The sequence below is a fragment of the Gemmata obscuriglobus genome, from assembly GCF_008065095.1.
GTDB lineage: Bacteria > Planctomycetota > Planctomycetia > Gemmatales > Gemmataceae > Gemmata > Gemmata obscuriglobus.
Genome location: NZ_CP042911.1, coordinates 85080 through 112077, shown reverse-complemented (window position 1 = coordinate 112077; position 26998 = coordinate 85080). Strand labels below are relative to the sequence as shown.

31 protein-coding genes are annotated in these 26998 nt (G+C 65.0%); 17 read left to right on the top strand and 14 right to left on the bottom strand.

Annotated features, from left to right (window positions below):
* The 13 genes from lpdA (at window position 1) to GobsT_RS00520 (ending at window position 13533) form a co-directional block, all read left to right on the top strand.
* A complete protein-coding gene (gene lpdA / locus GobsT_RS00580) occupies window positions 1-1416 on the top strand; it encodes a dihydrolipoyl dehydrogenase (RefSeq protein WP_010040864.1) in 1416 nt (471 codons plus the stop codon).
* Between the two features lie 10 nt (window positions 1417-1426).
* On the top strand, window positions 1427-2089 hold the full coding sequence (locus tag GobsT_RS39235) for a hypothetical protein (protein ID WP_232068317.1): 663 nt from the start codon (window positions 1427-1429) through the stop codon (window positions 2087-2089).
* 203 nt (window positions 2090-2292) lie between these two features.
* Window positions 2293-2826, top strand: a complete 534-nt coding sequence (locus GobsT_RS00570; RefSeq protein WP_010040869.1) for an NUDIX hydrolase — start codon at window positions 2293-2295, stop codon at window positions 2824-2826.
* A 103-nt stretch (window positions 2827-2929) separates the two neighbouring features.
* A complete protein-coding gene (locus GobsT_RS37380) occupies window positions 2930-3760 on the top strand; it encodes a hypothetical protein (RefSeq protein ID WP_010040871.1) in 831 nt (276 codons plus the stop codon).
* A 38-nt stretch (window positions 3761-3798) separates the two neighbouring features.
* Window positions 3799-4350 carry an RNA polymerase sigma factor gene (locus GobsT_RS00560; RefSeq protein WP_033198421.1) on the top strand — a complete coding sequence of 184 codons (552 nt, stop codon included), beginning with the start codon at window positions 3799-3801 and terminating at the stop codon, window positions 4348-4350.
* Window positions 4343-4945 carry a hypothetical protein gene (locus GobsT_RS00555; RefSeq protein WP_010040877.1) on the top strand — a complete coding sequence of 201 codons (603 nt, stop codon included), beginning with the start codon at window positions 4343-4345 and terminating at the stop codon, window positions 4943-4945. Before GobsT_RS00560 ends, GobsT_RS00555 begins: the two co-directional genes overlap by 8 nt.
* Before the next feature lie 162 nt (window positions 4946-5107).
* On the top strand, window positions 5108-5665 hold the full coding sequence (locus GobsT_RS00550) for a hypothetical protein (RefSeq protein WP_010040878.1): 558 nt from the start codon (window positions 5108-5110) through the stop codon (window positions 5663-5665).
* A gap of 632 nt (window positions 5666-6297) precedes the next feature.
* Window positions 6298-7500 carry a hypothetical protein gene (locus tag GobsT_RS00545; protein ID WP_010040879.1) on the top strand — a complete coding sequence of 401 codons (1203 nt, stop codon included), beginning with the start codon at window positions 6298-6300 and terminating at the stop codon, window positions 7498-7500.
* Window positions 7501-7821: 321 nt separating this feature from the next.
* Entirely contained in the window at window positions 7822-9654 is a 1833-nt protein-coding gene (locus GobsT_RS00540) for a hypothetical protein (protein WP_010052876.1), read from the top strand.
* Between the two features lie 193 nt (window positions 9655-9847).
* Entirely contained in the window at window positions 9848-10840 is a 993-nt protein-coding gene (locus GobsT_RS00535) for a sugar phosphate isomerase/epimerase family protein (protein ID WP_010053572.1), read from the top strand.
* A gap of 215 nt (window positions 10841-11055) precedes the next feature.
* Window positions 11056-11343, top strand: a complete 288-nt coding sequence (locus GobsT_RS00530; RefSeq protein ID WP_010037653.1) for a hypothetical protein — start codon at window positions 11056-11058, stop codon at window positions 11341-11343.
* Window positions 11344-11679: 336 nt separating this feature from the next.
* Window positions 11680-12618, top strand: coding sequence for a DUF1559 family PulG-like putative transporter (locus tag GobsT_RS00525; RefSeq protein WP_010037655.1), 939 nt, complete (start codon window positions 11680-11682; stop codon window positions 12616-12618).
* 315 nt (window positions 12619-12933) lie between these two features.
* Window positions 12934-13533: an anthranilate synthase component II gene (locus tag GobsT_RS00520; protein WP_010037657.1), complete on the top strand. Its 600-nt coding sequence runs from the start codon at window positions 12934-12936 to the stop codon at window positions 13531-13533.
* On the opposite strand, the gene GobsT_RS00515 is transcribed toward GobsT_RS00520, so the two are convergent.
* The 9 genes from GobsT_RS00515 to GobsT_RS00475 all read right to left on the bottom strand — a co-directional run bounded on the left by GobsT_RS00515 (window position 13530) and on the right by GobsT_RS00475 (window position 19504).
* Entirely contained in the window at window positions 13530-14627 is a 1098-nt protein-coding gene (locus tag GobsT_RS00515; protein ID WP_071529260.1) for a glycosyltransferase family 4 protein, read from the bottom strand. The genes GobsT_RS00520 and GobsT_RS00515 overlap by 4 nt on opposite strands.
* Before the next feature lie 210 nt (window positions 14628-14837).
* The gene (locus GobsT_RS00510) at window positions 14838-15236 is read right to left on the bottom strand and encodes a hypothetical protein (protein WP_010037662.1); all 399 of its coding nucleotides are present in this window, start codon (window positions 15234-15236) and stop codon (window positions 14838-14840) included.
* A gap of 104 nt (window positions 15237-15340) precedes the next feature.
* Window positions 15341-15544: a hypothetical protein gene (locus GobsT_RS00505; protein ID WP_010037663.1), complete on the bottom strand. Its 204-nt coding sequence runs from the start codon at window positions 15542-15544 to the stop codon at window positions 15341-15343.
* Window positions 15545-15603: 59 nt separating this feature from the next.
* Window positions 15604-16143 carry an alpha-ketoglutarate-dependent dioxygenase AlkB gene (locus tag GobsT_RS00500; RefSeq protein ID WP_010037664.1) on the bottom strand — a complete coding sequence of 180 codons (540 nt, stop codon included), beginning with the start codon at window positions 16141-16143 and terminating at the stop codon, window positions 15604-15606.
* A gap of 57 nt (window positions 16144-16200) precedes the next feature.
* A complete protein-coding gene (locus tag GobsT_RS00495) occupies window positions 16201-16434 on the bottom strand; it encodes a hypothetical protein (protein WP_148087556.1) in 234 nt (77 codons plus the stop codon).
* Window positions 16427-16834 (bottom strand): DUF4365 domain-containing protein, encoded by a 408-nt coding sequence (locus GobsT_RS00490; RefSeq protein ID WP_261340043.1) that lies wholly within the window; start codon window positions 16832-16834, stop codon window positions 16427-16429. The genes GobsT_RS00495 and GobsT_RS00490 overlap by 8 nt, the downstream gene beginning before the upstream one ends.
* 102 nt (window positions 16835-16936) lie before the next feature.
* The gene (locus tag GobsT_RS00485) at window positions 16937-17728 is read right to left on the bottom strand and encodes an SDR family NAD(P)-dependent oxidoreductase (RefSeq protein ID WP_010037669.1); all 792 of its coding nucleotides are present in this window, start codon (window positions 17726-17728) and stop codon (window positions 16937-16939) included.
* 84 nt (window positions 17729-17812) lie between these two features.
* Window positions 17813-18838: a tRNA preQ1(34) S-adenosylmethionine ribosyltransferase-isomerase QueA gene (queA, locus tag GobsT_RS00480; RefSeq protein ID WP_010037673.1), complete on the bottom strand. Its 1026-nt coding sequence runs from the start codon at window positions 18836-18838 to the stop codon at window positions 17813-17815.
* Between the two features lie 132 nt (window positions 18839-18970).
* Window positions 18971-19504 carry a hypothetical protein gene (locus tag GobsT_RS00475; protein WP_109571366.1) on the bottom strand — a complete coding sequence of 178 codons (534 nt, stop codon included), beginning with the start codon at window positions 19502-19504 and terminating at the stop codon, window positions 18971-18973.
* Window positions 19505-19690: 186 nt separating this feature from the next.
* On the opposite strand from GobsT_RS00475, the gene GobsT_RS00470 reads away from it, so the two are divergent.
* Window positions 19691-20833, top strand: a complete 1143-nt coding sequence (locus tag GobsT_RS00470; RefSeq protein ID WP_010037677.1) for an ISAs1 family transposase — start codon at window positions 19691-19693, stop codon at window positions 20831-20833.
* 42 nt (window positions 20834-20875) lie between these two features.
* Here GobsT_RS00470 and GobsT_RS00465 read toward each other — a convergent pair whose 3' ends face one another.
* The gene (locus GobsT_RS00465; RefSeq protein WP_232068452.1) at window positions 20876-22108 is read right to left on the bottom strand and encodes an ISKra4-like element ISGob7 family transposase; all 1233 of its coding nucleotides are present in this window, start codon (window positions 22106-22108) and stop codon (window positions 20876-20878) included.
* A 282-nt stretch (window positions 22109-22390) separates the two neighbouring features.
* Between GobsT_RS00465 and GobsT_RS40345 the strand changes: the two genes are divergently transcribed.
* Together GobsT_RS40345 and GobsT_RS40340 are read left to right on the top strand one after the other, a co-directional pair.
* A complete protein-coding gene (locus GobsT_RS40345) occupies window positions 22391-23113 on the top strand; it encodes an ISAs1 family transposase (protein WP_010035860.1) in 723 nt (240 codons plus the stop codon).
* Window positions 23094-23537, top strand: a complete 444-nt coding sequence (locus GobsT_RS40340; protein WP_109570720.1) for an ISAs1 family transposase — start codon at window positions 23094-23096, stop codon at window positions 23535-23537. Before GobsT_RS40345 ends, GobsT_RS40340 begins: the two co-directional genes overlap by 20 nt.
* Before the next feature lie 31 nt (window positions 23538-23568).
* Here the strand turns inward: GobsT_RS40340 and GobsT_RS00445 are convergent, their stop codons facing one another.
* The 4 genes from GobsT_RS00445 to uppP form a co-directional block, all read right to left on the bottom strand.
* A complete protein-coding gene (locus GobsT_RS00445) occupies window positions 23569-23934 on the bottom strand; it encodes a hypothetical protein (protein WP_010037680.1) in 366 nt (121 codons plus the stop codon).
* Between the two features lie 62 nt (window positions 23935-23996).
* Entirely contained in the window at window positions 23997-24941 is a 945-nt protein-coding gene (locus GobsT_RS00440; RefSeq protein WP_010037681.1) for a 5-oxoprolinase subunit C family protein, read from the bottom strand.
* Window positions 24938-25624, bottom strand: coding sequence for a 5-oxoprolinase subunit PxpA (locus GobsT_RS00435; RefSeq protein ID WP_010037682.1), 687 nt, complete (start codon window positions 25622-25624; stop codon window positions 24938-24940). The genes GobsT_RS00440 and GobsT_RS00435 overlap by 4 nt, the downstream gene beginning before the upstream one ends.
* Before the next feature lie 7 nt (window positions 25625-25631).
* Complete coding sequence (gene uppP / locus GobsT_RS00430; RefSeq protein ID WP_029600782.1) at window positions 25632-26474, bottom strand: undecaprenyl-diphosphatase UppP; 843 nt, start codon at window positions 26472-26474, stop codon at window positions 25632-25634.
* 49 nt (window positions 26475-26523) lie between these two features.
* Between uppP and GobsT_RS00425 the strand changes: the two genes are divergently transcribed.
* Window positions 26524-26976 carry a carboxypeptidase-like regulatory domain-containing protein gene (locus GobsT_RS00425; RefSeq protein WP_010037689.1) on the top strand — a complete coding sequence of 151 codons (453 nt, stop codon included), beginning with the start codon at window positions 26524-26526 and terminating at the stop codon, window positions 26974-26976.
* Window positions 26977-26998: the final 22 nt, after the last annotated feature.

The window sequence follows — 26998 nt, the reverse complement described above, 5'->3', positions numbered from 1 at the left end:
ATGGCGGACAGCTACGACCTCGTGGTGATCGGCGGCGGACCCGGCGGGTACATGGCGGCCATTCGGGCGGCGCAGCTCGGGCTCAAGACCGCGTGCGTCGAGAAGCGGTCGAACAAGGCGCTCGGCGGAACGTGCCTCAACGTCGGCTGCATCCCGTCGAAGGCGCTGCTCGACTCGTCGGAGGCCTACGAACACACGCTGCACAAGCTCGCGCGGCACGGGGTGAAGGTCGGGAGCGTCGCGCTCGACCTCGACACCATGCTCAAGCGCAAGGACAAGGTCGTCGGCGACCTCACCGGCGGGGTCACGTTCCTGTTCAAGAAGTATGGCGTCACACCCGTTTACGGCTCGGGCAAGCTGTTGAAGGGCAACAAGGTCGAGGTAACTGCCGCGGACGGCGCGAAGAGCACGCTCGAAGCGAAGAACGTGCTGCTCGCCACCGGCAGCGAGAGCATCGAACTCCCGTTCCTGAAGTTCGACGGGAAGTACGTCGTCGGCAGCACCGAGGCGCTGAACTTCAACCCGGTGCCCAAGCACCTCATCATCGTCGGCGGCGGGTACATCGGGCTGGAACTCGGCTCGGTCTGGAAAAGACTCGGGGCGAAGGTCACGGTCATCGAGTTCCTGCCGCGCATCCTCGCGATCAGCGACGGCGAGATCGCGAACGAGGTCCACAAACTGCTCGTGAAGCAGGGGTTCGAGTTCCACCTCGAAACGAAGGTGACCGGCGCGAAGGTCGAGGGCGACTCGGTCACCGTGACCGCGCAGGGCAAGGACGGCAAGGAGATCAAGGTCACCGGCGACCGGGTGCTGGTGTCCGTCGGGCGGCGGCCGTACACCGCGGGGCTCGGCCTGGACGAAGCCGGCGTGAAGTACGACCCCAAGAGCGGCCGCGTCGAGATCGACGCGCACTACCGCACCAACGTCCCCGGGGTGTACGCGATCGGCGACCTCGTCACCGGCCCGATGCTCGCCCACAAGGCGAGCGAGGAGGGCGTGGTGTTCGCCGAGACGCTCGCCGGGATGAAGCCGCACGTCAACTACGACGCGATCCCGAGCGTCATCTACACCTGGCCGGAAGTGGCCAGCGTGGGCCTCACCGAAGAGCAGTTGAAGGAAAAGGGCGTCGAGTACCGGGTGGGCAAGTTCAAGTTCGCCGCGACCGGGCGGGCGCAGGCGATGGACGAGCGCGACGGCTTCGTGAAGGTGCTCGCCGACGCGAAGACCGACCGCGTGCTCGGCGTTCACATCCTCGGCCCGCGGGCGTCCGACCTGATCGCCGAGTGCGTGACGATTATGGAGTACAAGGGCAGCGCGGAGGACATCGCCCGCTGCACGCACGCGCACCCGACCCTGAGCGAGGCCGTTGGAGAGGCCGCGCGGATGGCGTGGGCCGGCAAGCCGCTGAACTCGTGAGGCCGCGGCGATGACGGAAGAGGAGTGGTTGTCGGCACAAAACCCACTTAACCTCCTCATGTACGCACGTCGGAACGGTCCGACGCTGCAAACCAAAATGGGCCAGCGGAAATTCCGGCTGTTCGCGGTCGGTTGTGTGCGCAGGATTTGGCCGTCAATCGGTCAAATCGCCCAACAGCGAGCAGTCGAAGTTGCAGAGCAGTTTGCCGACGGTATTGGAACGACAGATGATTTTTTGTGGAACGCCTGGGTGATGGCCGGACAGTCACTCGCCAAATCGGACCCAAAGCCGCTGCACGACATCCTGTTCGGTGTTTGCAGCGGCAAGGTGTGGGAAGCAGTAAAAGTCTGGCGGTTAACGTCCACGGCACCGTTCAACTCCGCGCGGGGCAACAAGCCAACAGAAGAGAAACGGCAACTCGCGGCGCTCACACGTTGTGTTTTCGGCAACCCGTTCCGCCCGGTTGCATTCGCCCCCGCCTGGCGCACGTCAACCGCCGTTACGCTCGCACAGGGCATTTACGACGACCGCGCGTTCGACCGAATGCCGATCCTCGCCGACGCGCTTCAGGACGCGGGTTGCGACAACGACGACATCCTGAACCACTGCCGCGCCGACACGGTTCACGCTCGCGGGTGCTGGGTTGTGGATTTGGTGTTGGGGAAACGTTGAGGCGAACGGCGCGTGTGGCGAAGAACCCACCCCCAACCCCTCCCTGCAGGGAGGGGAGTTCTGCAAAACACGCCCAACGTGTCTGATCCGCAAATCATTTCTCAAGGGGTTTGCTCCCCTCCCTGCAGGGAGGGGTTGGGGGTGGGTTCTCCGCGATTCGATTCCCTCTCCCTATTCGAGAAAGGAACAGGGGAGGGATACGAATGCGCCCGGCCGAGATCTTTCGCTTCTGTCCGCGGTGCGGCCACCCGCGCCCGGACGCCAACGTCGGGCACACCCCGCTCCAGTGCCCGGGGTGCGGGTTCACGTTCTTCTTCAACCCCACCGTCGCGGGCGCGGCGTTCATCTTCCGGTCAGATGGCCAGATTTTGCTCATCCGCCGCGAGAAAGATCCCGCCGCCGGGAAGTTCGGCGTGCCCGGCGGGTTCCTCGATTTCGGCGAGTCGGCCGAAGAGGGCACCCGGCGCGAGGTCCGCGAGGAAGTCGGGCTCGAACTGCACAACCTGCGGTTCGTCACCTCGTTCCCCAACCTCTACCCCTACCGCGAGGTGCTCTACCCGGTCGTGGACCTATACTTTTCGGCGGAAGCGGTCGATCCCGAACGCGCCGCCGCCCTGGACGCGGTCCGCAGCATCGAATGGCGCCGCCTGGGTGACGTACCGGACGAGGAAATGGCCTTCGATTCCCTTCGCGTCGCGCTCCGCGCGCTGCGGGCCGCAAATCCCGATCTCCGGTAGCCGCTGGTTTCTACCGCCGCGATGAGTTAGGATGATCCTGCGCTGCCATTTCTCGCTCATGTATTGTTGTCGACGTCGTGCTGGTTCGCCGCGGGAGTGCCGAATGTCCGTGTCGTACACGTGTACCAACCCCGCGTGCGGGGTCGTGCTGAAAACCTCCAGCCGGATCGCGGTCGGCAAGTCCGTGAACTGCCCCAAGTGCGGCCAAGCGTTCGTCCCGGAACCCGGCGGCGCGGCCGCCGGCACGCTCAAGCTCGTGGACGAGCCGAAGAAGCCCGAGCCGCCGAAGCCCAAACCGTTCGTCGACGACGACGAGGACGCCGAATCGGTCAAAAAGGGGTACGGCGTCATCGCCGAGACCGAGGCGGAAAAGGAACAGGCAGAGCGGAACAAGCCGTCGTTCAACGAGATCCAGGACAAGCACAAGAAGAGCGCCCGCGGCCCGGCCATGTCGCTGCTGGTCATGCCCAGCAACCTGCTCACGCTCGCGGGGTTGGCCACCGGCATCATCGGGCTGTTCATCCTTGTTGCGGGCGCCTTCCCGCTCATTTTCAACGACGCCCCGCCGGGCGAAGAGGAAACCGAAGAGGCCATCATCCAGATGACCATCGGGGTCACCGCCTTCTTCTGGGGGGCGATGCTGTGCTTCTGCGCCAGTCAGATGCAAGAGCTGGCGTCGTACCCGTGGGCCATGGTCGGGGCGGTCATGGGCATCGTCCCGTTCCTGGTCGGCATCTACGCGATCGTGATGCTCCAGAACCCCGAAGTGAAAGCCGGCTTCGAAGAAGTCGAAGGGTCCACCGACGAGGAAGAGGCGGACGGCAAGAAAGACGATGATGACGACGAAGACGAGGACGAGGACGACGAGGACGACCGGAAAAAGAAGCGGGGCGGGCAAAAGTTCGCGAAGGGTGACAAGAGGATGCGTTCGTGAGCGGGACCGGGAACAGCGATCCGCAGGGGCACGAACGAATGGTCGCAGCAAGTGACACCGACACGGACCTCCTCCGCCGGTTTCAGGCGGGCGACTCCGGGGCGCTGGAAGCCCTGTTCGCCCGTTACGAGGAGCCGGTGTTCCGCTTCCTGATCGGCGTACTCAAGGACCACCACGCGGCCGAGGACGCGCTCCAGGAAACGTTCGTCCAGGCGCTCCGGAACCTCGACGCGGTCGCGGCCGACACGTTCCGCGGGTGGCTGTTCACGATCGCCTACCGGCAGGCCATGCTGCTCAAGCGCAAGGCCAAGCGCGTCCCGACGCAGGCCGACCCGCTGGTCCTGCTCGGGCTGGTCGGCGACGGGCCGGCCGATCAGCGGGCCGACACCGCGGACGACGCCCGTCGGGTCCGCGAATTGCTTACGCTGCTACCCGGACCCCAGCGCGAAGTGATTCTGGCACGGGTCCTGGATGGTAAGACGTTCCGCGAAGTGGCGGCCGCACTGGGCTGCCCGCTCAACACCGCACTGGCCCGGATGCACGACGGGCTGAAAAAGCTCCGTCAGCTTTGGGAGGCCCGATATGCCTGATCCGGCGCTCCAGTCCACCGCCCTGCGGTACGCGGCCGGCGACCTCGGGCCGGCGGAAGTGGCCACGTTCGAAGAGCGGCTCGCGTTCGACCAGGAGGCCCGCGACGCGGTGGCCGAGGCCGTCCGGCTGTCGGCGGCGGCCTTCGGGCAGTCCGCTCCCAAACCCGGTGCGGCGTTCCGCGCCGGCCTCCGCGAGCGGCTGACGTGGACCCCGTCACGAGGGCTGACGTGGGCTACGGGCGGTGCGGCGGTGGCCGCGGTCTGTGCGATGATCGGGCTGGCACTCGCCGACCACGCCGAACCGCCCTCGTTGCCCGCGACCCACACGCCAACAGCGTCCCAGACGGCCGCGCCGGCAGCCGGGGCCGAACCGGACGCGCTCACGGGCACCCAGGAGGCGGCCGTTCTGGTCGCGATCGAGTCGCCGGGCACAGCGTGCGGGGACGACCGGACCGTAGCCGAAATCTGGGCCGAACTGAGCAGCCACGAGCACGTCGAGAAGGCCCGCGACGACGAAGCCCGGTGGCGACAAAAGGTCCAAAACTTGGCGCACCCCTCACCCTTCTCGTCCGCACACAAGGCCGACGCTCCGTAAGGACTACCGGCCCGAAGTCGTCAGGTCAGCAAGTCATAAAGTCACGAGACCTCGCCCCTTCTGAATTTGTGACGTTACGACTTCCGACGAGCGGACTTGTGACCGGAAGTCCTCAGCCCACGCTCCCGTCCGCCCGCTGCCGAACTCGCAAGGGACTCGCTCATGTCCGGAACGGTGTTCGTCCGAGCCGCCGCGCTCGTTCTGGGCGTTTGTGCGTCGTGCGCCGCGCGCGCCGGCGATCCGCTCCCGCGTTTTACCGAGGAGCGCGAGGCCGCCGCGCTGCATTTCGTGCGCAAGCACTGCCCGGACCTGACCCCGCTGCTCGAAGAACTCAAACGAACGGCCCGCCCGAGCTACGAGCTGCAGATCCGGGAGACGTTCCACGTCTCAGAGCTGCTCGCGGAAATTCAGGACGACGACCCGAAGCGGTACGAACTCGAGTTGAAGTTGTGGACCGCGGAGAACAAGGCGCTGGTACTCGTGGCCCGGCACACGACGGCGAAGGAAGACGAGCGCAAGGCGGTTGAGGAACAGCTCCAAGCCCTGGCGAAGGAACTGGTGGCTCTTGAGGTGCGATCGCTCGAACACCGGGCGGAAATCTTGCAGTCCGAACTGACGCACGCGAAAAACGATCTGACCAAGTTCCGCGACAATCTCGATAGCAACGCAAAGCAACGGTACGAAGCGCTTCTGGAGCGAACGAAGAAGAAGAAGCCGTAGCACCGGATCGCGCCCATCGCCCCGCCCACCACGCGGTGGCTGAACAGCTTATCGACCACGGCCAGGTACATCCGTTCCTCGCGGATCGGGCAATGTCCGTCACATCCGCGCCACGACGTGTTCGGCTCGTCCGGGCCGACATCCCAATCAGAAACCGTTCGCCCCGCTCGCGCGGGCGCGGAAGGTTCGCGCCGTGCTCGCCGTAGCAGGTGACCGGCTCTTTTGTTCGGTCCGTTCGGGTGTGCCCTCTTTGGCGCACCCAAACGGGTCTGCGTGAGCGGCCGAACGGGCCGTCGTTGGCAGCGCGCTCGGAACCCGTCTTGCCCCACTTTCTCCCCTTCTAACCGACAGCTCACGCCCCCGCTTCCGTGCGTTGCCGCATCACATTCAGCTTCGCGCCGGCGGCCTCCTCACGTCGGGAATTCTCGTGAAATGGTACGGTTTTCGGGCCAACAGCCGTTGACCGGGGCGGGCGGCACGTTATCGTCCCGCGACTTTCCGCCACACAAGGGCGAGAGGGACCGCACACAGGGGATCGGCCCGCCGGTTTGCCAGCGGGTCAGGTCGGAGCGGGTTGGGGAGCCTGCACCGGCTGGTCGTTCACGCAGTCCGTCGAAGGGGGGAGCTGGGTTATGCGCATTCGGTACATCGGGGGAGCCGTACTGGCGGCCGTGGTCGCGGTCGCATGTCCGGAACGGGCCGTCGCCCAAGAATCGTTCCCGACACCAATTAATAACGGGGACTTTGCCGGCGGAGGGGCGTTCCCGATCCCGACCGGGCGTGCCGGGGACTCCGGGTTCTACACGTCCGCCGAGTTCACCATGCTCCGGCAGTCGAAAGCAATCGGCCCCCAGGACATCGGGTTCCGAGGCCTTTACGACACGATGGGAACCATCACCGGCATTCCCGGAACGTTCCTGGGCAGCGGCACGCCGGCCCTGAACACCAAGTCCGGTGGGGCCGGCACTTACCAGCCCGGGTTCGTCGCCGAGATCGGGTACAAGTTCGACACCGGCACCCGCGTTTACTTGAAGTACTTGCAGTTGTTCGACGCCCAGTACTCGTCCGGGGCGACCCAGTACCCGCTCGGGTTCCGGTCCAACGGGGACCTGACCGACACGTTCCTGTCGTCCCCGGTGTACAACTTCACCACGTTCTTCAACGGGCCGACCCAGGACACGAACTTCGACGTCGGCAACGCCGGGAACAACACCGCCGGCCTGTGGAACGCGGCCGACGTGATGGACAGCAAGTTCACCCAGCGGTACCAGCAGGCCGAACTGGGGATGCGGATGCCGATGTTCGCGACCGAGTACAGCAGCGTCTACGGCCTCGGCGGGGCGCGGTTCGCCTGGTTCTTCGAGCGGTTCACCTGGCGCACCGTGGACCTCGACCAGACCGGCAACTCGACCCCGCAGAGCGCCGCCGAGTATTCCAACACGCTCTCGCAGCGGATGTACGGTTTGTTCGTCGGGTGCGGGCACGAGATCTACCTGGGGAACATGTTCTCGCTCAGCTCCGACCTGACCGCCGCCGCGTACCTCGACGTGGTCAAGGGCCGGGCCAAGTACAAGCTGGGCGACGACACCACGCAGTCCAAGTACGGGCGCAACACGTGGTCGCTGGTGCCCAGCCTGACCGCCGACGTGAACCTGTGGATGTACCCGGTCGAAGGGGTGCAACTGCGGGTCGGGTACAGCGCGATGACGTTCTTCAACACGCGGTACATGAAGGACCCGGTCGGGTTCAACTTCGGGAACATCGACCCGAACTACGCGACCAAGTACTTCCGGTTGCTGCACGGGTTCAACATCGGCGTCGGGTTCTTCTTCTAACCTGTGCCGGGACGACCTCCCCATCCCCAGATGCGGTCGCCGCGTGCCCTCGCCAGGGCACGCGGCGCCCCGCGTTGTGGCGGTGACCGCGGTCGGGAGCAAAGACAACGGATCACAGGCGCGGCGGAGAGGCGAGCGCACGGGAGCGGGCTCGATGGCACCAGCTTCCTTCGCCCCAAGAATCCCGGCTCCGGCCTCTCGATTCCGGCTCTAACTCAGGGCAGATTGCCGCGTTCGCCGGGGCGGGTATAATCCCCCCCTGTCCCGCGGACGCCCGCCGGCGCCGCAACACGACTCGTATCTTTGCCCCGAGGAGCCTGTATGGCCGACGGACACGAACAATCCGCCGGGTTCAATTATCGCGCGGCTCTGCCGTGGACCAACATCTTCCGCTGCTTCCAGGTCGCCCTGGACCCGCGCAAGTTGCTCGTCGCCGCACTCGGCATCTTCGTGATGTCGCTCTCCTGGTGGCTGCTGTCGAACATTTTTTACTACAAGGCCCCGCTCCCGAACGACCCGGATTACAGCAACAACGCGATGGCCCAGGACCTCGCCGGCCAGACCAAGGCGAACGGGGAAAACTACAGTCAGGACGACTACAGCCGGATCGGCAAAGAGCGGTTCGAGCGCGACTACAAGCAGTGGCAGCAACTCGACGCGCTGGCCGGCCCCGGCGGGCGGCTCCGCACGCTCCCGTGGTACGAGTACCGCGGCCCGAACCCGTTCCTGCTCTTCACCGACCTGCTCGGCGGCAGCGCCGCGGACCGCGAGCACACGTCCCGCGAGTTCGTCAGCGGGTCCGTGCCGGTGCTCGTGGAGCCGCTGGTCAAGCTCCTGCTGCCGGTGGCGAAGCTGCTGTCGCCGGGGGTCAGCCTGCAAACCCGGTTCTACCTGTTCCTGGTGCTGCTGAGCAACGTGGCGGTGTGGGCGTTCTGCGGCGGCGTCATCACCCGGCTCGCGGCGGTGCAGCTCGCGAACAAGGGGCCGATCACGCTGAAGCAGGCCGTGCTGTTCGTGGCGAACCGGTACGTGAGCTACCTGGGCGCGCCGCTGGTGCCGCTGCTCATCATCGCCGTCGTGGTGCTCGGGCTGATCGGGTACGGGCTGCTGGCCCTGATCCCGTTCATCGGCGACATCGTGCTGCTCGGGTTCGGGCTGCCCGCGGTCATCATCGGCGGGGCCATCATGACGGTGTTCCTCATCGGGCTGGTCGGCTACCCGATGATGTACTGCACGCTGTCCGTCGAGGGCGACCAGAGCGACACGTTCGACGCGCTGAGCCGCTCGCTGAACTACGTCTACCAGGCGCCGTGGCACTACCTGTGGAACTGGCTGGTCGCGGTCGCCTACGGCGCGGCCGTGACGCTGTTCGTGCTGTTCTTCGCGTCCGTGGCGGTGTACGTCGGGAAGTGGGCCGTGGGCCTGACGGCCAGCGCCGTGTGGCAGGACCGCAAACCCGAGTACCTGTTCGTCTACGCGCCCGAGTCGTTCGGGTGGAAGGAGCTGCTCACCAAGGACAGCCCCTACGCCGTGCAGGGGCGGTGGGTACCCCTCGACCAAGACGGCAAGGAAACGGCCGACCCGGCCAAGCGGGTGCGCGAGGTGTACCAGTACGCCCCGGCGAACCCGGAAACGTACAAGGCCGCGAAGGAGGAGTTCTGGGCGTACAACCGCTGGGGCGCCGGGATCGTGTGCTTCTGGCTCACGCTCGCGTTCCTGATGATGCTCGGGTTCAGCTACAGCTTCTTCTGGTCGTCCGCCACGATGATCTACTTCCTGATGCGGAAGAAGGTGGACGAGGCGGAACTGGAAGAGGTGTACGAAGACGAGGAGCCGGCCCCCTTCGTTGAGGCGCCGAAATCGGCGCCCGCTCCCGGCCCGGCCCCCGCGGACGTTCCGGTTACGCTGGGCGGCCCGCTGAACAAGCCCGCTGCACCGGCACCTGCACCGGCGAACCCGGTTGCTCCCGAAACGTTGCCGTACAACCCGCCAGCGGTCGTCAGCCCGCCCCCGGCCCCAAAGATCGAGGAGCCGAAACCGGCGCCCAAGATCGAGGAGCCGAAACCGGCGCCCAAGATCGAAGAGGCGAAGCCGGCACCTACGATCGAAGAGCCGAAGAAGCCCGCGACCGACGACAATACCCCACTGGGGTAAGCGGACTTCCGAGAGCCGTGCCGATCGCTCAGAGCGGGAGGCCGGTGCGGCGCCCGCCGGACACTTGATGTCTGGCGGGCGCCGCACCGGCCTTCCGCTCCGTTATTGAGTGCCCTACCCGCCTTCAAAATTTGCTCTTACTCGCGTAAGCTGCGAGCACATCCCTCGCTCTTGGTCCCTTGTGAGCACGTCCATGGGACGACCGATCCTGCTGTTCAGCGGCCCGTGGGCCGACCTCCCGCTCGATTCGCTGGCGACCAAAGCGGCGGGGTGGGGTTACTCGGGGTTCGAGCTGTGCTGCTGGGGCGATCACCTCGAGGTGCAGCGCGGCTTGTCCGACGACGGCTACTCGCCGGCCCGCCTGGACCTCCTCGCGCGGCAGGACCTCCAAGTTCCGGTTATCGCAAACCACAAGATCGGTCAGGCCGTTTGCGATGTCATCGACAAGCGGCACCAGTCCCTGCTCCCGGACTACGTTTGGGGGGACGGTTCGCCCGAAGGGGTGCAGCAGCGCGCCGCCGAGGAGATGAAGGCCACGTTCCGCCTGGCCGAGCGGCTCGGGGCCGGCGTGGTCAGCGGGTTCACGGGGTCCCCCATTTGGGGATACGTCGCGGGTTACCCGGCCCCGCGCCCGGATGTCATTTCCGACGCGCTCAGGCAGTTCGCGCGCCAGTGGCACCCGATCCTCGACGCCGCGCGCGAGGCCGGGGTGCGGTTCGCGTGCGAGGTCCACCCCGGTCAACTCGCGTTCGACTTGTACTCGGCAGAACTGGTGCTCGACGCCCTCGACGGGCGCGAGGAGTTCGGGTTCACGTTCGACCCGAGCCACATGCACTGGCAGGGGTTCGACCCGGTCGAGTTCTTGCGTCGGTTCCCCGACCGCATTTATCATGTCCACATCAAAGACGCGCAGCTTACGCTGAACGGGCGGGCCGGCGTGCTGGCGGGCTACTGGCCCAGCGGCGACCCCCGCGCCGGGTGGCAGTTCCGCTCGCCGGGGCACGGCGGAATCGACTGGGTGAGCATCGTTCGCACGCTGAACGCGATCGGCTACGACGGGCCGCTGTCGGTGGACTGGCACGACCCGGGAATGGACCGCGAGTACGGCGCCGCGGACGCCTTGCGGTTCCTGAAATCCATCGACTTCGATCCGCCGAGCCACGGCCCGAAAGCGTTTCGCGGGTGAACGGAAAGGGAGCCGTAACGATGAACGGCAACCGAGACGCGGTAACCGCCCTGGGTCTAAGCACACGGCCGAGGCTGCTTGTAATGTTTGAAAACGAGCCGCGACCGCCAGGGAGCTGGATTCGTCACCCGCTCCCTGGCGGTCGCGGCTCGTCAAAAGCGCAGTGCAACCACGACCGCCTGCTTAGCGAGCGGGTCGCTCGGTGAGGACAGACGATGCGCTTCCCAACACCCGACGAAACCGAGGCCCTCCGGCAAATCTGGACGGACCGGTTCGTGCGCGTCAAACAGGGCCACGCGGAGTACACCCGGTTCGTCGGGAAGGTCGGGCGAGTCGTTACGGTTAACTTCGGTGGCCGCGCGCTCGTCGATTTTGCCGACGGCGCGTGGTACGACCTGCCCGCGAGCGATAGCTACCTGGAACTGGTACCGGCCGAAGAGGCGAAGGACAAATACGACGCCACGGCGAACAGCGCTCAGAAACTTCCGACTCGTCAGGGCTGACAAAACGTCATTTTAGTTTAGTTACCAATAACTTCATCCTTTGAGATCGCTTAAAATGTAGGCGGCATGTAATTTCCGTTGCCACCGAACGTAAAATTACCGATAACTACCTCTGCGGGATTATCCCGGTTGTCTTCTTCGCAAGAGTGGCGGTCCTCGCAACCGCTGCACGACAATCGCCTCCCATCCTCCCGCAAACCGCCCATTTGTATTTGTGACATCTTATTTCTTGTGGGTGAACACACCCAACAACAACTGGTGGCGCTGCGCGTTGATGACAGGATCTGTATTTCCCCTGCTTCACGCTGCTCCCCGGGTGGACTCGGAGGCTCGCCGATGTTCCGTACTCGCACTCCCCGCGCACTGCGCGGGGCCTTCACACTGATTGAATTGCTGGTGGTAATCGCGATCATCGCGATCTTGATCGGTCTCTTGCTCCCTGCGGTCCAGAAGGTCCGCGAAGCCGCGGCTCGGATGTCGTGCAGCAACAACCTTAAGCAGATCAGCCTCGCGGCGCACAACTACGCCAGCGCGAACGAGTGCCTGCCGCCCGGCTTCAACTCCGCCAGCTACGTCGGGTCGCTCGCGTACCTGTCGCCGTTCATTGAACAGGACAACATTTTCAAGCTGATCGAGCAAACGAAATTGACGATCCCGGCGACGGGTGGGTCGTGGTGGGGCGGGGCGAGCTGGACCGCAGCCAACAACCACGTCAAAACATTCCTATGCCCGTCAGATAACGCCCGCGACACACCGACAGCGGGAATCTTCGCGTACTACTACACCACCGGCACGACGCTCACCGGCGGGGTGTTCGGTCCAGGCTACCCGAACCTCGGACGGACCAACTATGTGGCCAGTGCGGGCGCACTGGGTGACACGAGCAACAATGGAACGGTGGCGCCCAACGCCTTCTATCAGCAGTACAAAGGGCCGTACTTCGTTAACTCCAAGACGAAGTTGACGGACATTACGGACGGTACGAGCAACACGATCGGGTTCGGTGAAACCTTGGGCGGCAACGGGCAAAGCGACTACCGGGCGAGTTGGATGGGGGCCGGGGCCCTGCCGACCGCGTGGGGCACCATCGACCCGCCGTCGTGGGTTTCGTTCGGAAGCAAGCACAGCGGTATCGTTCTGTTCAGCAACTGCGACGGATCGGTCGTCTCAATGAAGAAGATCAGCGGCGGCACCGATTGGTTCACCACCCGCTGGTATGACCAGCAGCGCCGGGCCGGCATGAGCGACGGACAAGTCATTGGTAACGATGTGTAAACCGATGTCTGATCTCTAACCACAAAGAAATACGACAGAACAATGAAAAGAATTTTTGGCATCTTGATTCTTACGGCGCAGCTTGTCGGTTGCGGCAGCTCAAGCAGCGGCCCCACGGCCCCTGTGTCGGCACCGCCCGATGGTAAACCGGGGGTCGTACAACCTCCTTCTCCGCCACCGCCGCCGCCAAAGAACTGATCCGTGTGACTCGCTCCCCGACCCCGTTTGGGTCGGGGAGCGAGCCCGATCCGCTGCGAGTTCGGCACCGTAACTAACGACCGGCCCTGACCGCCGGCGCGCCCATACAATGTCCCAATGATTCTTCTGATCGACAACTACGACTCGTTCACCTACAACCTCGTCCAGCGGTTCGGTGAAATCGACGCGCACCTCCCCATGAAGGTCGTGCGCAACGACCAGATCACGCTGGACGCGATCGCCGCCCTTGCGCCGACGCACATCGTCATTTCGCCGGGGCCGTGTACCCCCAAGGAAGCGGGCATCTCCAACGACGTGCTCACGCGGTTCGCGCCCACGACTCCGGTCTTCGGCGTGTGCCTCGGGCACCAGTGCATCGGGCACACGTTCGGCGGCGAGGTGATCCGCAACTCGCGCATCATGCACGGCAAGGTGTCGCCGATCCATCACGACGGGAAGGGCTTGTTCGCGGGCATGAGCAACCCGTTCGACGCCACCCGGTATCACTCGCTGGTCATCAAGAAAGAAACGTGGACCAATCCGGACTTCGAGGTGTCGGCCTGGACCGCGGAAGGCGAGATTATGGGCGTGCGGCACAAGGTGTGGCCGCTGCACGGGGTCCAGTTTCACCCCGAAAGCTTCCTCACCGTGGAAGGCCCTACCATTTTGCGCAACTTCCTGGCGCTCCGGGGCGTCAAGTCGGAACGAGCGGTTTAGCCGCCTAGTTCCTGGTACACTCGGATGTGTTGCTCGATGAACCGGGCGGAGCTGAACCGCTCCGCAACCCGCGCCCGCCCCGCTTCTCCGATGCGCACCGTCTCCTCGGGATCGGCAAGCAACTCCTGGGCTTTCGTTGCGAGAGCGGCACGATCGCCCGGCGCCACCAGTACGCCCGTTTCGCCGTCTTCGATGATCTCTTCCAGCTCCGGAGTGCGGAACGCCAGTACCGGGCGCCCCGCCGCCATCGCCCGCAGCGCGAGCCATTCACCCCCGCGGGCACACAGCACCCACACCTGTGCTGCCAACCGCGTGACGGCCGCCAGGTCCGAGCGGTCCCCGGTGAACCGTAACCGAAAGTCATCGAACGCCAGCGCCCGCCCGAGGTCCTCCGCGACAGCCCGGTCCGGGCCGTCCCCGGTGAACACCAGATTTAACGCGGGCGACACGTACCGCATCATGTCAAACGCGACCGTTGCGTCCTTCAGCCCGTAGGCAGCTTCGAGCCGCCCGCCGGTGAAGATCATGTGCGCGTCGGCGGGCGCACCGATCTCTCGACAGAACGCGGCCCGGTCCGGTGGTTCGACCGGCTGTCCCGCCGCAGGCGAAATGCGGGTGAGCCGCTCACCGAGTACGCCGGCCGCACGGTAGCGCTCGGCCTCGCCCCACCCGGTCGCGATGACACGGTCCGCACCGCGCACCTGGCGGGCCGTCAGCCAGCCGCCGAGCCCGCCCTCCAAGGCGGTCCCCACTGACGCAACGAACCGCGGGCGGTTGCCGTCCTCGGAGCGGGACAGGCACAGCCGGGCCGCGCGCACCGCGTCCGCTCCGACCGCGTGCAGCACCGCCGGGTTGAAGTCGCGGACCGCGTGCCGGAGCCGGCGCATTCCGCTGAAATCGATGGCGTTCCGCAGCGGCAACGCGAGCACCGGTACACGGGCGGCACGAAGGGCGTCGGGAGCGGCACCGGTCGCCGGACCGAGTACACCGACTGTTATCTCGAACCGATCGCGCGGTAAGCCACCCGCGAGGAGCGTCAGCCGTTCCGTCGCAGCGACATCCGAGACGTTTGAAAGCAAAAAGAAAAGCTTCACGTGTGGTGCGCGTCCTGGCAGTTTCTCGGTCCGAGCGAAAGCCCGACGCGCCCGCGAACCCGGGCGCCGGGCCGGCACCGGCCGACCTGTTAACGCTTCCTTGTGAAGTGGTGTAGCGACTGCCCCTCCAGGTGTCCCCGTGCGGCTCAACCGGTGACCAGTCCGGCTGGATCACGGGGCGGCAGTTTCCGACACCGGCCGCGGTCGCGGTCACTTGTCGAACTTGATCGTTTTCGTTCCCTTATCCGCACCGTACACTTTGATGCCTTTGATGTCGGCGGGCGGGTTCTCCCAGATGTGCGTCGCTTTCACCTTCGAAATGACCTGAGTAACAATCCCGTCCGGACGGACGGCGGTCAGGTCGAACTCGTAGATCCCGTCCTTTGGCGCCTCTTTGGTTGGGCGCGGGGTGAGCTTGGCGCCGCTCCAACCACCCGTCGGTACCTGTCCGACCGCGGTAACAGTGAGCTTCTTTTTGTCCTTATCGAACTCGTGAGTCACATCGATTACTGTCTTCAGCGTCTCACCCTTCTTCTCGTCGGCCGCAACTGCTTGCCCGAGAACGAAAGCGGCAAGCGTCAGCGCAGCGAGGTGTGCCCAGCGCAGCATTGGAATACCCCCAAGGGTTTCCCGGCAAACGCGCCGGGTCCAGGGCATCATAGGCACGAAGCCGCGTATGGCCCCGCGGGTGCATGCGAACGGGGAGCAGTCGTTCACTCGCTCACATCGTCCGTCGGTTCGTCCGAATCGGCTGCGGGCGGGAGACCGCGTTCTTGCATTTGCTTCTTGAACTTGATCGCGTCCTTTGCGGACGCCCCGCGGCGGTGCCGTCGATCGCCATCGGCGTGTCGGAACTCGCCGGTTTTGGGGTCCGCGTACTTGTTTTTGCGGGCTTTGGGCTTCTTGTCGTCGGCCATTTGTCCGCTCGCAAAACGTGGAAGCGACAGTCCCCGGACACGTAACAGGTGTGTGAGGTTCACACCTTCACCCGCCGAAATGTAAGGCTGATTCGCCCGTCGGTCACTCCCGTGTCAGCGAGAATCGCGTGGCGCCAGTCGGCCTGCATCTCGGGACACATCCATAGCAGCGTTCCGGGTGAAAGTGGATAGCTCTCGCGTACGGCCTTGTTGTCGATCCGATGAAACGTGATGACGCGCTCCGTGCCGAGTGAGAGAACCGCGATTCCGGTGTTCGGCTCAAGATCAACAATCGAGTCAGAGTGAAACCCCATTGAAGAGTTGCCGTTGGGGTAAAAGTTGGCGAGGCAGTTGTTGGGCTCGAACCCGATTACCGCTGCGATGGGAGCGAGCAGGGCTGCGACAGCTTGCGGAAACGGAGCAACGGGCCATTCGATGCCCGAGTAGTTGTAAGGCCGGCCGAAGCTTGCCGATTTGCGGGCCTTGATGCGAGTGTCCCAGGCGATTGAACCCGCGAGGTGTTCGTAAAGGGCGGCGTGGGCCGGAAAGAAATCGGCGCACAAACGAATGGCGCCGGAATCGATCAAGGTGCGGTGCATTTGGCGTCGCTCGTGGGAACACGAGCAGGACACCGATGTCGCGCCGGGAGTTCGCCCTCAACTCGCTTGAAGTTGGGCGGCGAACTCAGGAGGTTCAGCGATGCCGAACGCATCGAGCGCCATTCGAGTCGCGACGAGGTGGTGCGGGATAACGCGCTCTTGGCCGACCGGCAGCACAAGCAGAGCCCCCCCGGCGTGCTTATAAGCCCGCGTATTCTTATCAACGTTACGAACAGAAAAGCCAAGACCGCGAAGTATCGTGTCAAGCTGTGAGTAAGTCAGATCAGTCATCGAATGCGCCCTCTACAAGCTGGAAGAAAAAGGTGTTTTTGAGGGTTCGCATCCGGGCAACCGCACGACGGCTGACCGTTTGCTGCCGCGAAACGAGAACGCGTACCGTCTTTGCGCCCTTCCGTGGGCGCCGGGAAGCGGTTGCGAAATACTCCTGTACGTGTAACCAGTAGGCACGGCGCACGCTCGCATCGTACAGAACGAGAACGACTGGTTGTGTCTCGATCTTCCACAAATTATAATCGCGGATGTCGAGGTCGTATGCGAAGTTTTGGCCACTCGTGACCAGTGAATCCGACGCTTTCAATTGCAAAAACACGGCTCCAAGTTCCGCGTAACCGCTTTCGTCAAACGTCATCATTACCAAGTCGTATCCGTAATCGGTCGATACTCGGTGCAGGACATGTCCCTTCGCTCGACGTGGTTCGCGCTCAAGTCGGCAATCACGTGCTGTCGGGTGCGCCGCTTGCGCTCGCCGGCCGAAAACTTCGCCATGTGACCCTCACCAGTGCATGACGTACCCGCCGTCCACGTTGATCGTCTGTCCGGTGACGTTCGCCGCGCGATTGCTGGCGAGGAACATGGCCATCGCGGCCATGTCTTCTGGAGTCTGCCACCGGTTCAGCGGAACGAGTTTGCCGATCTTCTCCGTGGCCCATGTCTCGTAATCGACTTGCGCCTCGGGTGGCTGACGGTCGTGCCACGCCTGCCACACGGACCGGTTCAGCGGCGTCTTAATCATCCCGGGACACAACGTGTTCACGCGCACCCCGAACGGAGCGAGGTCTTTGGCGGCGCACTGCGCGAAGTTGATCAACCCGGCTTTCGAGGCGCTGTACGGCGGATCTGTCTGCGAACCGATCTGCCCCGCAACCGATGCCAGGAACAGCACCGTCCCCGCGCGCTGTTCGGCGAGTCTGGGCGCGAACGCGTGTGCCACGACCGCCGCCCCGACGAGGTTCACGCGCAACACCCGGTCCCAGTCCGCCGGGTCCAACTGCCAGAACGGGAACCCGAACTTCCCCGACCCGATTCCGACCGCAAACACGAGGTGACGAACCGCTCCGAAACGTGCCCAGGTTTCAGCCGCTGCAGTGCGAACCGCGTTCGCGTCGGTCACGTCGACCTGCCAACTGCTCGCACCAAATCCCGCGACTGACGCCGCGACATCCGGCGCCACGTCCCATACGCTGACACGGCACCCCTCATCAGCGAACGCCTTCGCGATGGCTAGTCCCAGCCCACGCGCCCCGCCGACCACCAGTGCGGCTTCGCCCGCTAAATCCAGGTTCACGTCGGATCCTCATTGCACTTCATCGGTGTAGCGTCTGGCGAACTCGGGGCGTTCGGCGCGCGGTCAATCTTGCGCGGAGATCCGTCACAGTACCAGCATCGCGTCGCCGTAGCTAAAGAACCGGTACTCGCACGTAACCGCTTCGGCGTACGCACGGGCCAGTAGTTCGTCGCCCGCCAGCGCGCCAACGAGGAGCAACAGAGTGGTACGTGGGAGGTGAAAATTCGTCACCAGAGCATCGACGGCGCGAAACTCGAACGGCTCGTGGATGAACAGCCCCGTTTCGCCGCAGAACGACCGCAACCCGTCGGGACGGGCGGCGCTTTCGAGTGTTCGCGTTGTGGTCGTGCCGATCGCAACCACGCGGCCCCCTCGTGCCTTCGTGTCGCGTATCGTGTCAACGGTCCCCTGTGGTACCGCGCACCACTCGTGGTGGATCGCGTGCTTCGTCGGATCGTCTTCTTTCACCGGGGCAAAGGTCCCCAACCCGACGTGCAAAGTAACGCGTGCGGTGCCAATTCCTCGCGCGGTCAGGCGGTCGAACACTGCCGGCGTGAAGTGTAAACCCGCGGTGGGGGCCGCCACCGACCCGGCCGCCGCCCCCGCGTACACGGTCTGGTAGCGTTCGCGGTCCCCGGCGTCCTCGCGCCCCTTCCGGATGTACGGCGGCAGCGGGATGTGCCCGTATGTTGACAGTATCTCCGGCGGGGTACCTTCGGCCTCGGGTTGCATCAGCCAGTGGCGGTCCGCGGTTCGTCCCCGCAGTACAAGTCTCAACCCCGTATCCGTGACGAACACGGTGCCAACTTCGGGGTAACCGCGGGTCTGTGCGAGCATCTCCCACAGCCCGGTTTCGGTGGCCCGAAGGAACAGCCCCTCCCATTTGCCGCCGGTCGCCTCGCGCCGCCCCACGACGCGGGCCGGAAGCACCCGCGTGTCGTTCAGAACGACCAAGTCGCCGGGGCTGAGCAGTTCGGGGAGGTCGCGAAAAATGTGGTGCTGAATACGCTGCGTGTCGCGCCGCACAACCAGCAGTCGCGCGGCGTCGCGCTCCGCCGCCGGGTGCTGTGCGATCAGGTGTTCGGGCAGGTGGTAATCGAAAAAGTGCATGAGTTGCGGACGGCGTAACGGTGTGCGGTGGGAAAGCACAACCCGTTGAGGTTGATGTCTCTACCCACCGCACGCGGGCACTTATTTGACGCGGGCACTTATTTGACGCGGGCACTTATTTGACGCGGGCACTTACTTGAAGTTCTTCACCCATTCGTCGAACTCTTTCTTGTGCTTCTCGACGGTCTTGGCCGGCCCTAGAAGGGTGAGCGAGTAGACCGCGTCCTTGCCTTCAAAGATGACATAGATCTGGCGGTAGTTCTCGACCTTCGTGACCTTGGCGTTCGGATCGAACGGCGGGAACTTTTTGAGCAGCGTGCCGGTGATGTCCTGGTACGTTGCTTCACTCGTGCCGACCTTGATCTTCGACACGGCCGGCTTGGCGTCCTTCGCCAGCTCGAACTTCTTCACCTGCCGCTCGAGATTCGCGTCCACGGTGCCGCCGCCGGGGGATTTGAACAGGGCTAGTTCGGCGTCCTCGGCGTCCCCCTTCTCCTTCGCCAGTTTGAACTGCGCCAGCCGCATCGCGTTCGACGGGGTCTCTTCCTTCCACCCGGCCGGGGTGGTGGACTTTAACCCGCCCCACTCGACCGCGACGCCCTTGTCCTCGGCGAGAGCGCTAACCGCAAACAGCGCGACCAGCGCGGAAGCGAACATCATACGCATGAGGGTGGCCCCTGTGCATGAAGGTGAACCGGTTCCGACACCGGGCCATTCTAGGGGCTACGGTTAGAAGAGGTATCCGGTCTCAACGACGGACGGGATCGGGTCAGGGCCTTTCCTAGGGCTCACGCACTATGAAGTGGTGGCCGTGTAAGGGTTTGTGCGTATCACGGGGTCAGGAGGACACCGATGGCTTTGCCCCTGACCAGCGTCTTTGCGGACCTGCCGGACCCGCGAACCGAGACGGCGAACAAGATCCACACGCTGACGGACATCCTGACCATCGCCACCTGTGCGGTGATCGCCGGGGCCGAGGGATGGGAGGACATCGCCGAGTACGGCCGTTCTAAGGAAGCCTTCTTCCGCCGGTTCCTCGAGCTCAAGAACGGCGTCCCGAGCCACGACACCTTCTACCGGGTGTTCACCAAGCTCGACCCCGACGCCTTCGCCGACCGGTTCGCCCGATGGACGGCCGAGGTGTGCGAGGCGACCGGGCTGACCCGACCCGACATCGACGGTCCGACCCACGTCGCGGTGGACGGGAAGAGCGCCCGCCGGTCCGCCAAGCCGACGTTCTCCGGGTGCCTGCACCTGGTCGAGGTGTGGGACATCGGGAGCAACCTGATCCTCGGCCAGCGGTCGGTGCCCGAGGGCGGGCACGAGATCACCACGTTCCGGGACGTGCTCGCCACCCTGGACCTGACGGGGGCGGTGGTGACGCTGGACGCCGCCGGGTGCCAGACCGAGACGCTGGAGGTGATCCGGGCGCGGGGCGGGGAGTACGTGGTGTGCGTGAAGGGGAACCAACCGACCCTGCGGGACGCCATCGCCGGGGTGTTCGACCGGGCCGGCGAAGCAGAATTCGCCGGGTGCGACGGGCACACGTCGGTGACCGACGCGCACGGCCGGCACGAGGAGCGGAATGTGACGGTGGTGCACGACCCAGACGGGCTGCCGGCCGGTTGGGCGGGTGTCGGCTCGGTCGCGTTGGTGTGCCGGGACCGGCAGGTGAAGGGGAAGGCGAACGAGAGCACCGCCCACTACTACCTGAGCAGCCTGCGGGTCGGCGCGGCCGAGCTGGCCGGGTACATCCGCGGGCACTGGCACATCGAGTCGATGCACTGGGTTCTGGACGTGGCGTTCCGGGAGGACGAGAGCCGGACGCGAGTCGGGCACGCGGGTGCCAACCTGGGGATGATCCGGCGGGTGGCCGTGTCCCTGCTCAAGCGCGCCGGGAAGAAGGGGAGTATCCACACCCGACGGCTCCGGGCCGGATGGGACGACCAGTACATGGCTCAAGTGCTCCAAGGACTCTCCACGCATAGTGCGTAAGCCCTAGGGTCTTTCCTGGGTGCCCCTCTGGATTTTGGCCCGTTATTGGTTTTCCCAAAACCCCTTCCACTCCGGCCCCGCTGCTAATGCCCCCAGTTCGACAAACGGTGCCACATGCCCCAGATTCCATCTCGCCCCAGTTTGTTTCATTCTGATGTTGAGCAATTGCTTAACCGTTCCCTCCACCAACCCGCTTCCAATCGACTGCCCCCGCCGCAAACGCACCGCATAATTCAACCGCCCCTGTTGGCCACAAAAGTAATTCAATACGCCGCCCAAGGCGGCTCCGTCGCCTCCGGCGGGCATCTGCCCGGTCAGTTCTCCGATCCAGTCCACCAACCCGGGATATCCGTCTTCCAGCAGCTTCGACTTGCCCCGGACAAACGCCGTCGCGGCTTGGACCCCGGGACCGAACACCGCCTTCGCCCCGCTGGCGAGGTACTCCGCCCCATGCCAGAAGTCGAGGACCTGGGTCGCGTCACGGAAGTGCTGCTCGGACACGTTCCACAACCACTCGGCCCCATCCCCCAGTACCGTCATTTGGCTCGAATCGGTCCACTCCAGTCGCGTGGCCTCGTCGTGACACCGCTTCCCGAACAGGCTCGCCTCCTCCACGGCCGCGATCACCGACCGCGCCAACGGGGTTGGCAGGTCGCGTCCCTCCCAGTCCATCGCCGTGGTCGGCGCACTTCGCTCGCGCCGGGCAAAAACGGCCATCTTGAGATCCCGCCAACCGTCCTCCACAGTGTTGACCTTGCCCGCGTCGATGTGCAACTCGCTGTCCACCGGCCGCTCGGTCCTGGCCGCGGCTTGGGCTCGGGTGAAGACTTCAGCGGTCGAGCGGTGTTGCCGGGTGGCGGTGGCCTGGGCCGCCGTGGCGTGGCAGAGTTGCCGGATGGTGTTGTCGTCCAATTCCCAGCCGACCACCTCGGCCAGAGTCACTTCGGCTTTGGCGAAGGACTGTTGGACGCCCAGCAAGACGGCCATCCGACAGGCGCCCGGGGTGACGTAGCCGCTGAGGCCCAGCCCGCGATCGGCTCCGAACTCGCCTTGCCCGCAAGTGGGGCAGTGGAAATACCTCCGCTCCAGCTCAATCGGACCAACGGCGGTCACAACCGTTCGGGTGTGCGGTCCTTTGGAGCGCCCGGGGTGCGTCTTCGCGCAGGTGCGGGCGCGCCCCCTTTTTGCTCGTCCTTCTCGATCCGTGAACCCAAGGCGGCACCGAGTGTGGTCCGCAACAGTTTGCGCCCTTGATCGAGTGCATGCTTCTCGCAGGCGGCCAGGACCGTGCCGTCGGGAGCTTCTTGGGCCAGACGATTCAGGTCCGTGAAATAGCCCAGCAGTTGTTCCAAGGCCAACCGTTCGGATTCGGTACTGTATTCTATAGTCAGCGTCGGCATCAGTATCCCTCCCAGATTGCCACGGCTTCCCCAGCCGGCTCCCATACCGTTCACAAATGCCAAAATCCAGAGGGGCACCCGCCTTTCCTTATTTCACCTTGCTTACACGAGGGAACGTGGCTATATGGGGCGCCTTCTCGCAGCCAGGAAGGTACCCATGTCTCCTTGCACCCTGGTCGATGCCCTGGCGGCGGTTCCCGATCCCCGCAGCAAGCACGGCCTTATCCACCCACTCGCCCCCTTCCTCGGACTCGTCGCCCTCGCCATGCTCATGGGGCGCACCAGCCTCAATGGCATCGCTCGCTTCGGGCGACAGCACGGACCCGCCCTCGCCCATGCCCTCGGCTTCCGACGCGGCAAGACCCCGGCCGTTTCCACGCTCTCCCGCACCCTGCGACGCTTCGACGCCGACCAACTGGAGCACGTCCTCTCGTACTGGATCGCCAGCCGCGTCGACCCGGCCGCCTTCACACACATCTCCATCGACGGCAAGACCCTTCGAGGCTCTCGCAACGGCGCGATCCCCGGTCAGCACCTGCTGGCCGCATACGCCCCCACCGTCGGTGCCGTACTCGCCCAGGTCAAGGTCGATGCGAGCACCAACGAGCACAAGGCCGCCTTGACGCTCCTCGGCATTCTGCCGCTGCGAGGGAAGGTCGTGGTCGGCGACGCCATGTTCTGCCAGCGAGACCTGGCCGAGGAGGTGGTCGGGGCCGGCGGCGACTACGTGCTCACGGTGAAGGACAACCAACCCGGATTGGGGATCGACATCCGAGCCGGGTTCGCCTTCGAGACCGCCGCCCGATCGATCGCGGCGGCCACTTCCCCCTGGGGATCGGCCTCCGCCCGCCCCGAGCCGCATCGCCACGACCGTCGATAAGGGTCACGGCCGCATCGAGAAGCGGACGCTGCAAACGACCTCGATTCTGACGTGCTCGCCGACGTGGGCGGGGGTGAAGCAGGGCTTCCAGTTGACGCGTGAGCGGACGGTCCGAGGCCAAACGACGGTCGAAGTGCATTTCGGCATCACGAGCCTGTCGGCCGAGAAGGCGGATGCGGCCACACTCCTGAACCATGTGCGGACGCACTGGCGCATCGAGAACGAACTGCATTACGTGCGTGACGTGACACTGGGCGAGGACGCGTGTCGTGTGCGCATGGGGCACGCACCACAGGTGCTGGCGGCGCTGCGGAACGCCGTGGTGCACCTGTGGCGTGAGGTCAAGGCGGTGAGTTGCCCGGAGGCGATCGAGCGGCTCCAGATGGACCCGGCAATGGCCAAGGGACTTATCGGAGTTACGTAGAGTGAATCAAGGAAAGGCCCTGGGGATCGGGTCACGAACGAACCCGGCCCGCGTGCGGCAGCGGTGCCACTTCGACCTCGACCGAGGCCCGCCTAGGTTCTTCGGTTTCATCGGCCGGCGGGATCGGCGGAACCTCTTTCGCAGGTGCCCCGAACGAGGCCGGTACGACTTGCGGATCGAAAGGCGTGCCCTCGGCCTCTGTCGCCCGAGCTTCGAGCAGTACGTCGGTATCCGTTACCTCGACGACATCAGCCAGGAGCACCGGTTCTGCGGCTGTTTCGGCAGCCGGCACCTCGGGAGCGACCGTCGGCTCGGGGGTGGCGAAAAAGGCGAAATGAACCGCCGCGTACCCGATCACGGCACTCGCCGCCGCGCTGATCAGTGCTGCTTTCCGCATGGTCCCGCTCCTCCGTGCGTTGAAAGTGGGCCGGATAGCGAGGGCCGCGAGGGGGAGCAAGGTCAACCGAGAACGGGCCGTCGCTCCGCAACGGCAAGCCGCACGAGCCACCCACGCAGGAACTCTGCCCGCTCCCTGGCCGCGTTCTCCGCCTCGGCGGACGAAACGCAAACGAATCGCACCCGGTCTCCGGGTCGGAGTTGCGCGAGGCGGTCGAGATCGGCACGGATCACGTGCGCCACCTTCGGGTACCCACCGATCGTCTGACCGTCCGCACCGAGCACAATGGGCAAACCGTCGTTGGTCACCTGCACGGCCCCGGGCGCGACCGCTTCCGAAACCAGTTCCCCCGACCTCCGCACAATTGGCGCCCCGTGGAACCGCACTCCCATGCGATTACTCGCGGGCAACACGTCGTAGGTTTGCGTAAAGAACCGGTCGTCAACAAACCAGTCGCGCTGCGGCCCATCGAGAGTACGAAGAGACTGGAAGCCCTCCCCGGCACTGAAGGGAGGTGAGAGATACGCTTCCTCTAACCACGCGAACGGCAGACCCCGCGGCTCACAGCGGCTCGCTGCGCACGTCAGGATGGTCCCGGCGCGAATAGGTTCCAGCGCGGAGCGGCTGCCGAGCACCTCGTTCGCTTCAAAACCGCCAGCCACGCATAAGTACGCCCGCGCGCCCGCCGCCGTTCCGCCGACCCGCAATACTTCTCCCGGATCGAGCTGGAAGGTCATCCCCGAGTTGAGTGGCCGACCGTTCACAGTGCTTTGAAACGGCGCCCCGAAGATTACGCACGCGGTCGGGTGAAGGGCTTCAAGGACCGGCCCCGCGAGCGCGACTTCCAGTGCCGCGACGTGCGAGGCGTTCCCGACGAGTGCGTTCCCGAGGGCAAGTGCGGCACGGTCGGCGGCGCCGCCGACGGGCACCCCCAGCGCGCGGCTCCGCTCGCGCCCGAAATCAACCAAAAGCGACTGCAGCCCGGGTTCACGAACCGACAAACTCATGCGAAGGCCTTCAGCGTGAACCCGCGCGCCAGAAGCGAGGCCCGCACCGCTCGTGTGAACGTCACCGCTTCCGGGTTGTCACCGTGAACACAGATCGTGCGCACGCCCTTCGCGCGAACCAGCCATTCGACCTGGGAAACGGCCTCGGCGGGGTCGTGAACGAACGCGTCGGGCTCCGTGCGTGGCACGAGCGAGCCGTCCGGCCGGTAGCGGCGGTCCGCAAAGCCCTCGGGTACGAACCGGCTGTTGAGTGTCTTCGTTGCGGCTTCGAGTTGCGATCCCGGCAGGCCCACCACGGCGAGGTCGTAACTCGCCGCGACCTCAACAACCGTGTGCGCCAGGGTTCGATCACGGCAGGCTTGGTTGTAAAGGGCGCCGTGCGGTTTCACATAGCGCACCTTGGGAGTCAGTGCGAGCAGCGCCCCGAGCTGGTAAAGACACAGTGCGGCCACGTCGTCCGGCAGAAGTGACTGCTCGATCCGTCCGAAATTGGCACGATCCGCGTACCCGGGGTGCGCCCCGACCGTCACGCCGTGCTGGCCCGCGAGTGCGAGCGTCGCGGCGATCTCGCTCGGCCCGCCCGCGTGCAGGCCACAGCACACGTTGGCGGACGTGATGAGCGGCATCAGTTCGGCATCACGGCCGCCCCCTTCGCCAAGGTCCGCGTTCAAGTCAATTTCCATGCCGGCCTCATTTCAGTACACCCACGGCAATGAGTCCGAGAATCCCGACCCCGAGTAAAAGCCGGTACACTACGAACGCACTCGTACTGTAACGTTTCAGAAAGCTGAGTAGAAACGCAATCGCGAAATAGCCCACCAAAGCCGACACCAGCAGCCCGACGACCAGGGCCCGGAGCTGTTCGCTGGCGAGTAGCGTTGCCCGCTCGTCGTACATTTCCTTTAGGCCGGCCCCGAGAATCGCTGGCAGCGACAACAGGAACGAGAACCGCGCCGCCGCGGAACGGCTCAGCCCCGCGAACAGCCCGGCGGTGATGGTCGTCCCGGATCGCGACCCGCCCGGCATCAGCGCGAGAGCTTGAAACGCTCCGATCCAAAGCGCATCAAACCAAGTGATTTCCGTCTCGGCGCGAGGCGGTTGCCCGCGTCCCGCCCGCCGCGCCGCCCACCACTCGGACAAGGCCATCAGGAGCGCGAACGCGATTGCCACGATCGCGATCGATGTCGGGTTGAAAAACGTCACTTTAAGCCACTTCTTCAGCGTGAATCCAGCTCCCACAACCGGCACGCTGCCGAGCACGATGAACCACCCGAGGCGCGACTCTGGTGTGCTGGCGAGCCGCCGCGCCCGAACGTCCGCAACAAGTCCCCGCAACATCTTTGCGATGTCCGAGCGGAAGTACACGAACACCGCGACCAGGGTTCCGAGCTGAATCACGACCGTAAATGCGTCTTCGGGCTTCTCGTGCCCCAACAGGTTCCGCGCGACGAGGAGGTGTGCGGTGCTGCTGATCGGCAGGAACTCTGTCAGTCCCTGAATGATGCCCAACAATACGGCTTCCCAAATGGGCATTCCCACTCCCGCTCTGGTAAAATGACCGAACCACCGTTCGGAGCCGCCGATGCGACTTTCTGGTTCGCGTTTCCACCCGATCGCCCTCGGCCTCTTAGGGGCGCTGCTCTGCCCGGGGACGGCCCACGCGCACGCGATGCGCGCGGACGTCGAGGTCCGGTCCGAGGTTGTTCGTGTAGTAGTGTATTTTGAAGACGACCTGCCGGCCGATCGTGCGACCGTAACCGTCACGAACGCGGCCGGCGCCGAGATCGTCTCCGGCACCGCCGACGAACACGGCGTGTACTCGTTCCCCCCGCCACCGCCGGGTGAGTACAAGCTCGTTGCCAATTCCACTGGGCATACCGCCAGATTAACGTTTGTAGTCGCCCAGACCGCCGAAGCGGGGGCGTCTGCGGAGTTCACCACTCCGTCCGTTAACAGGCCACTGGGGCTGGCCCTCGGGGTCGGCGGTTTGCTTAGCGCGTCCGCGCTGTTTTGGTTCTTCCGTCGCCGTTCGTGATTCCGCTCTCTCGTATAACGGA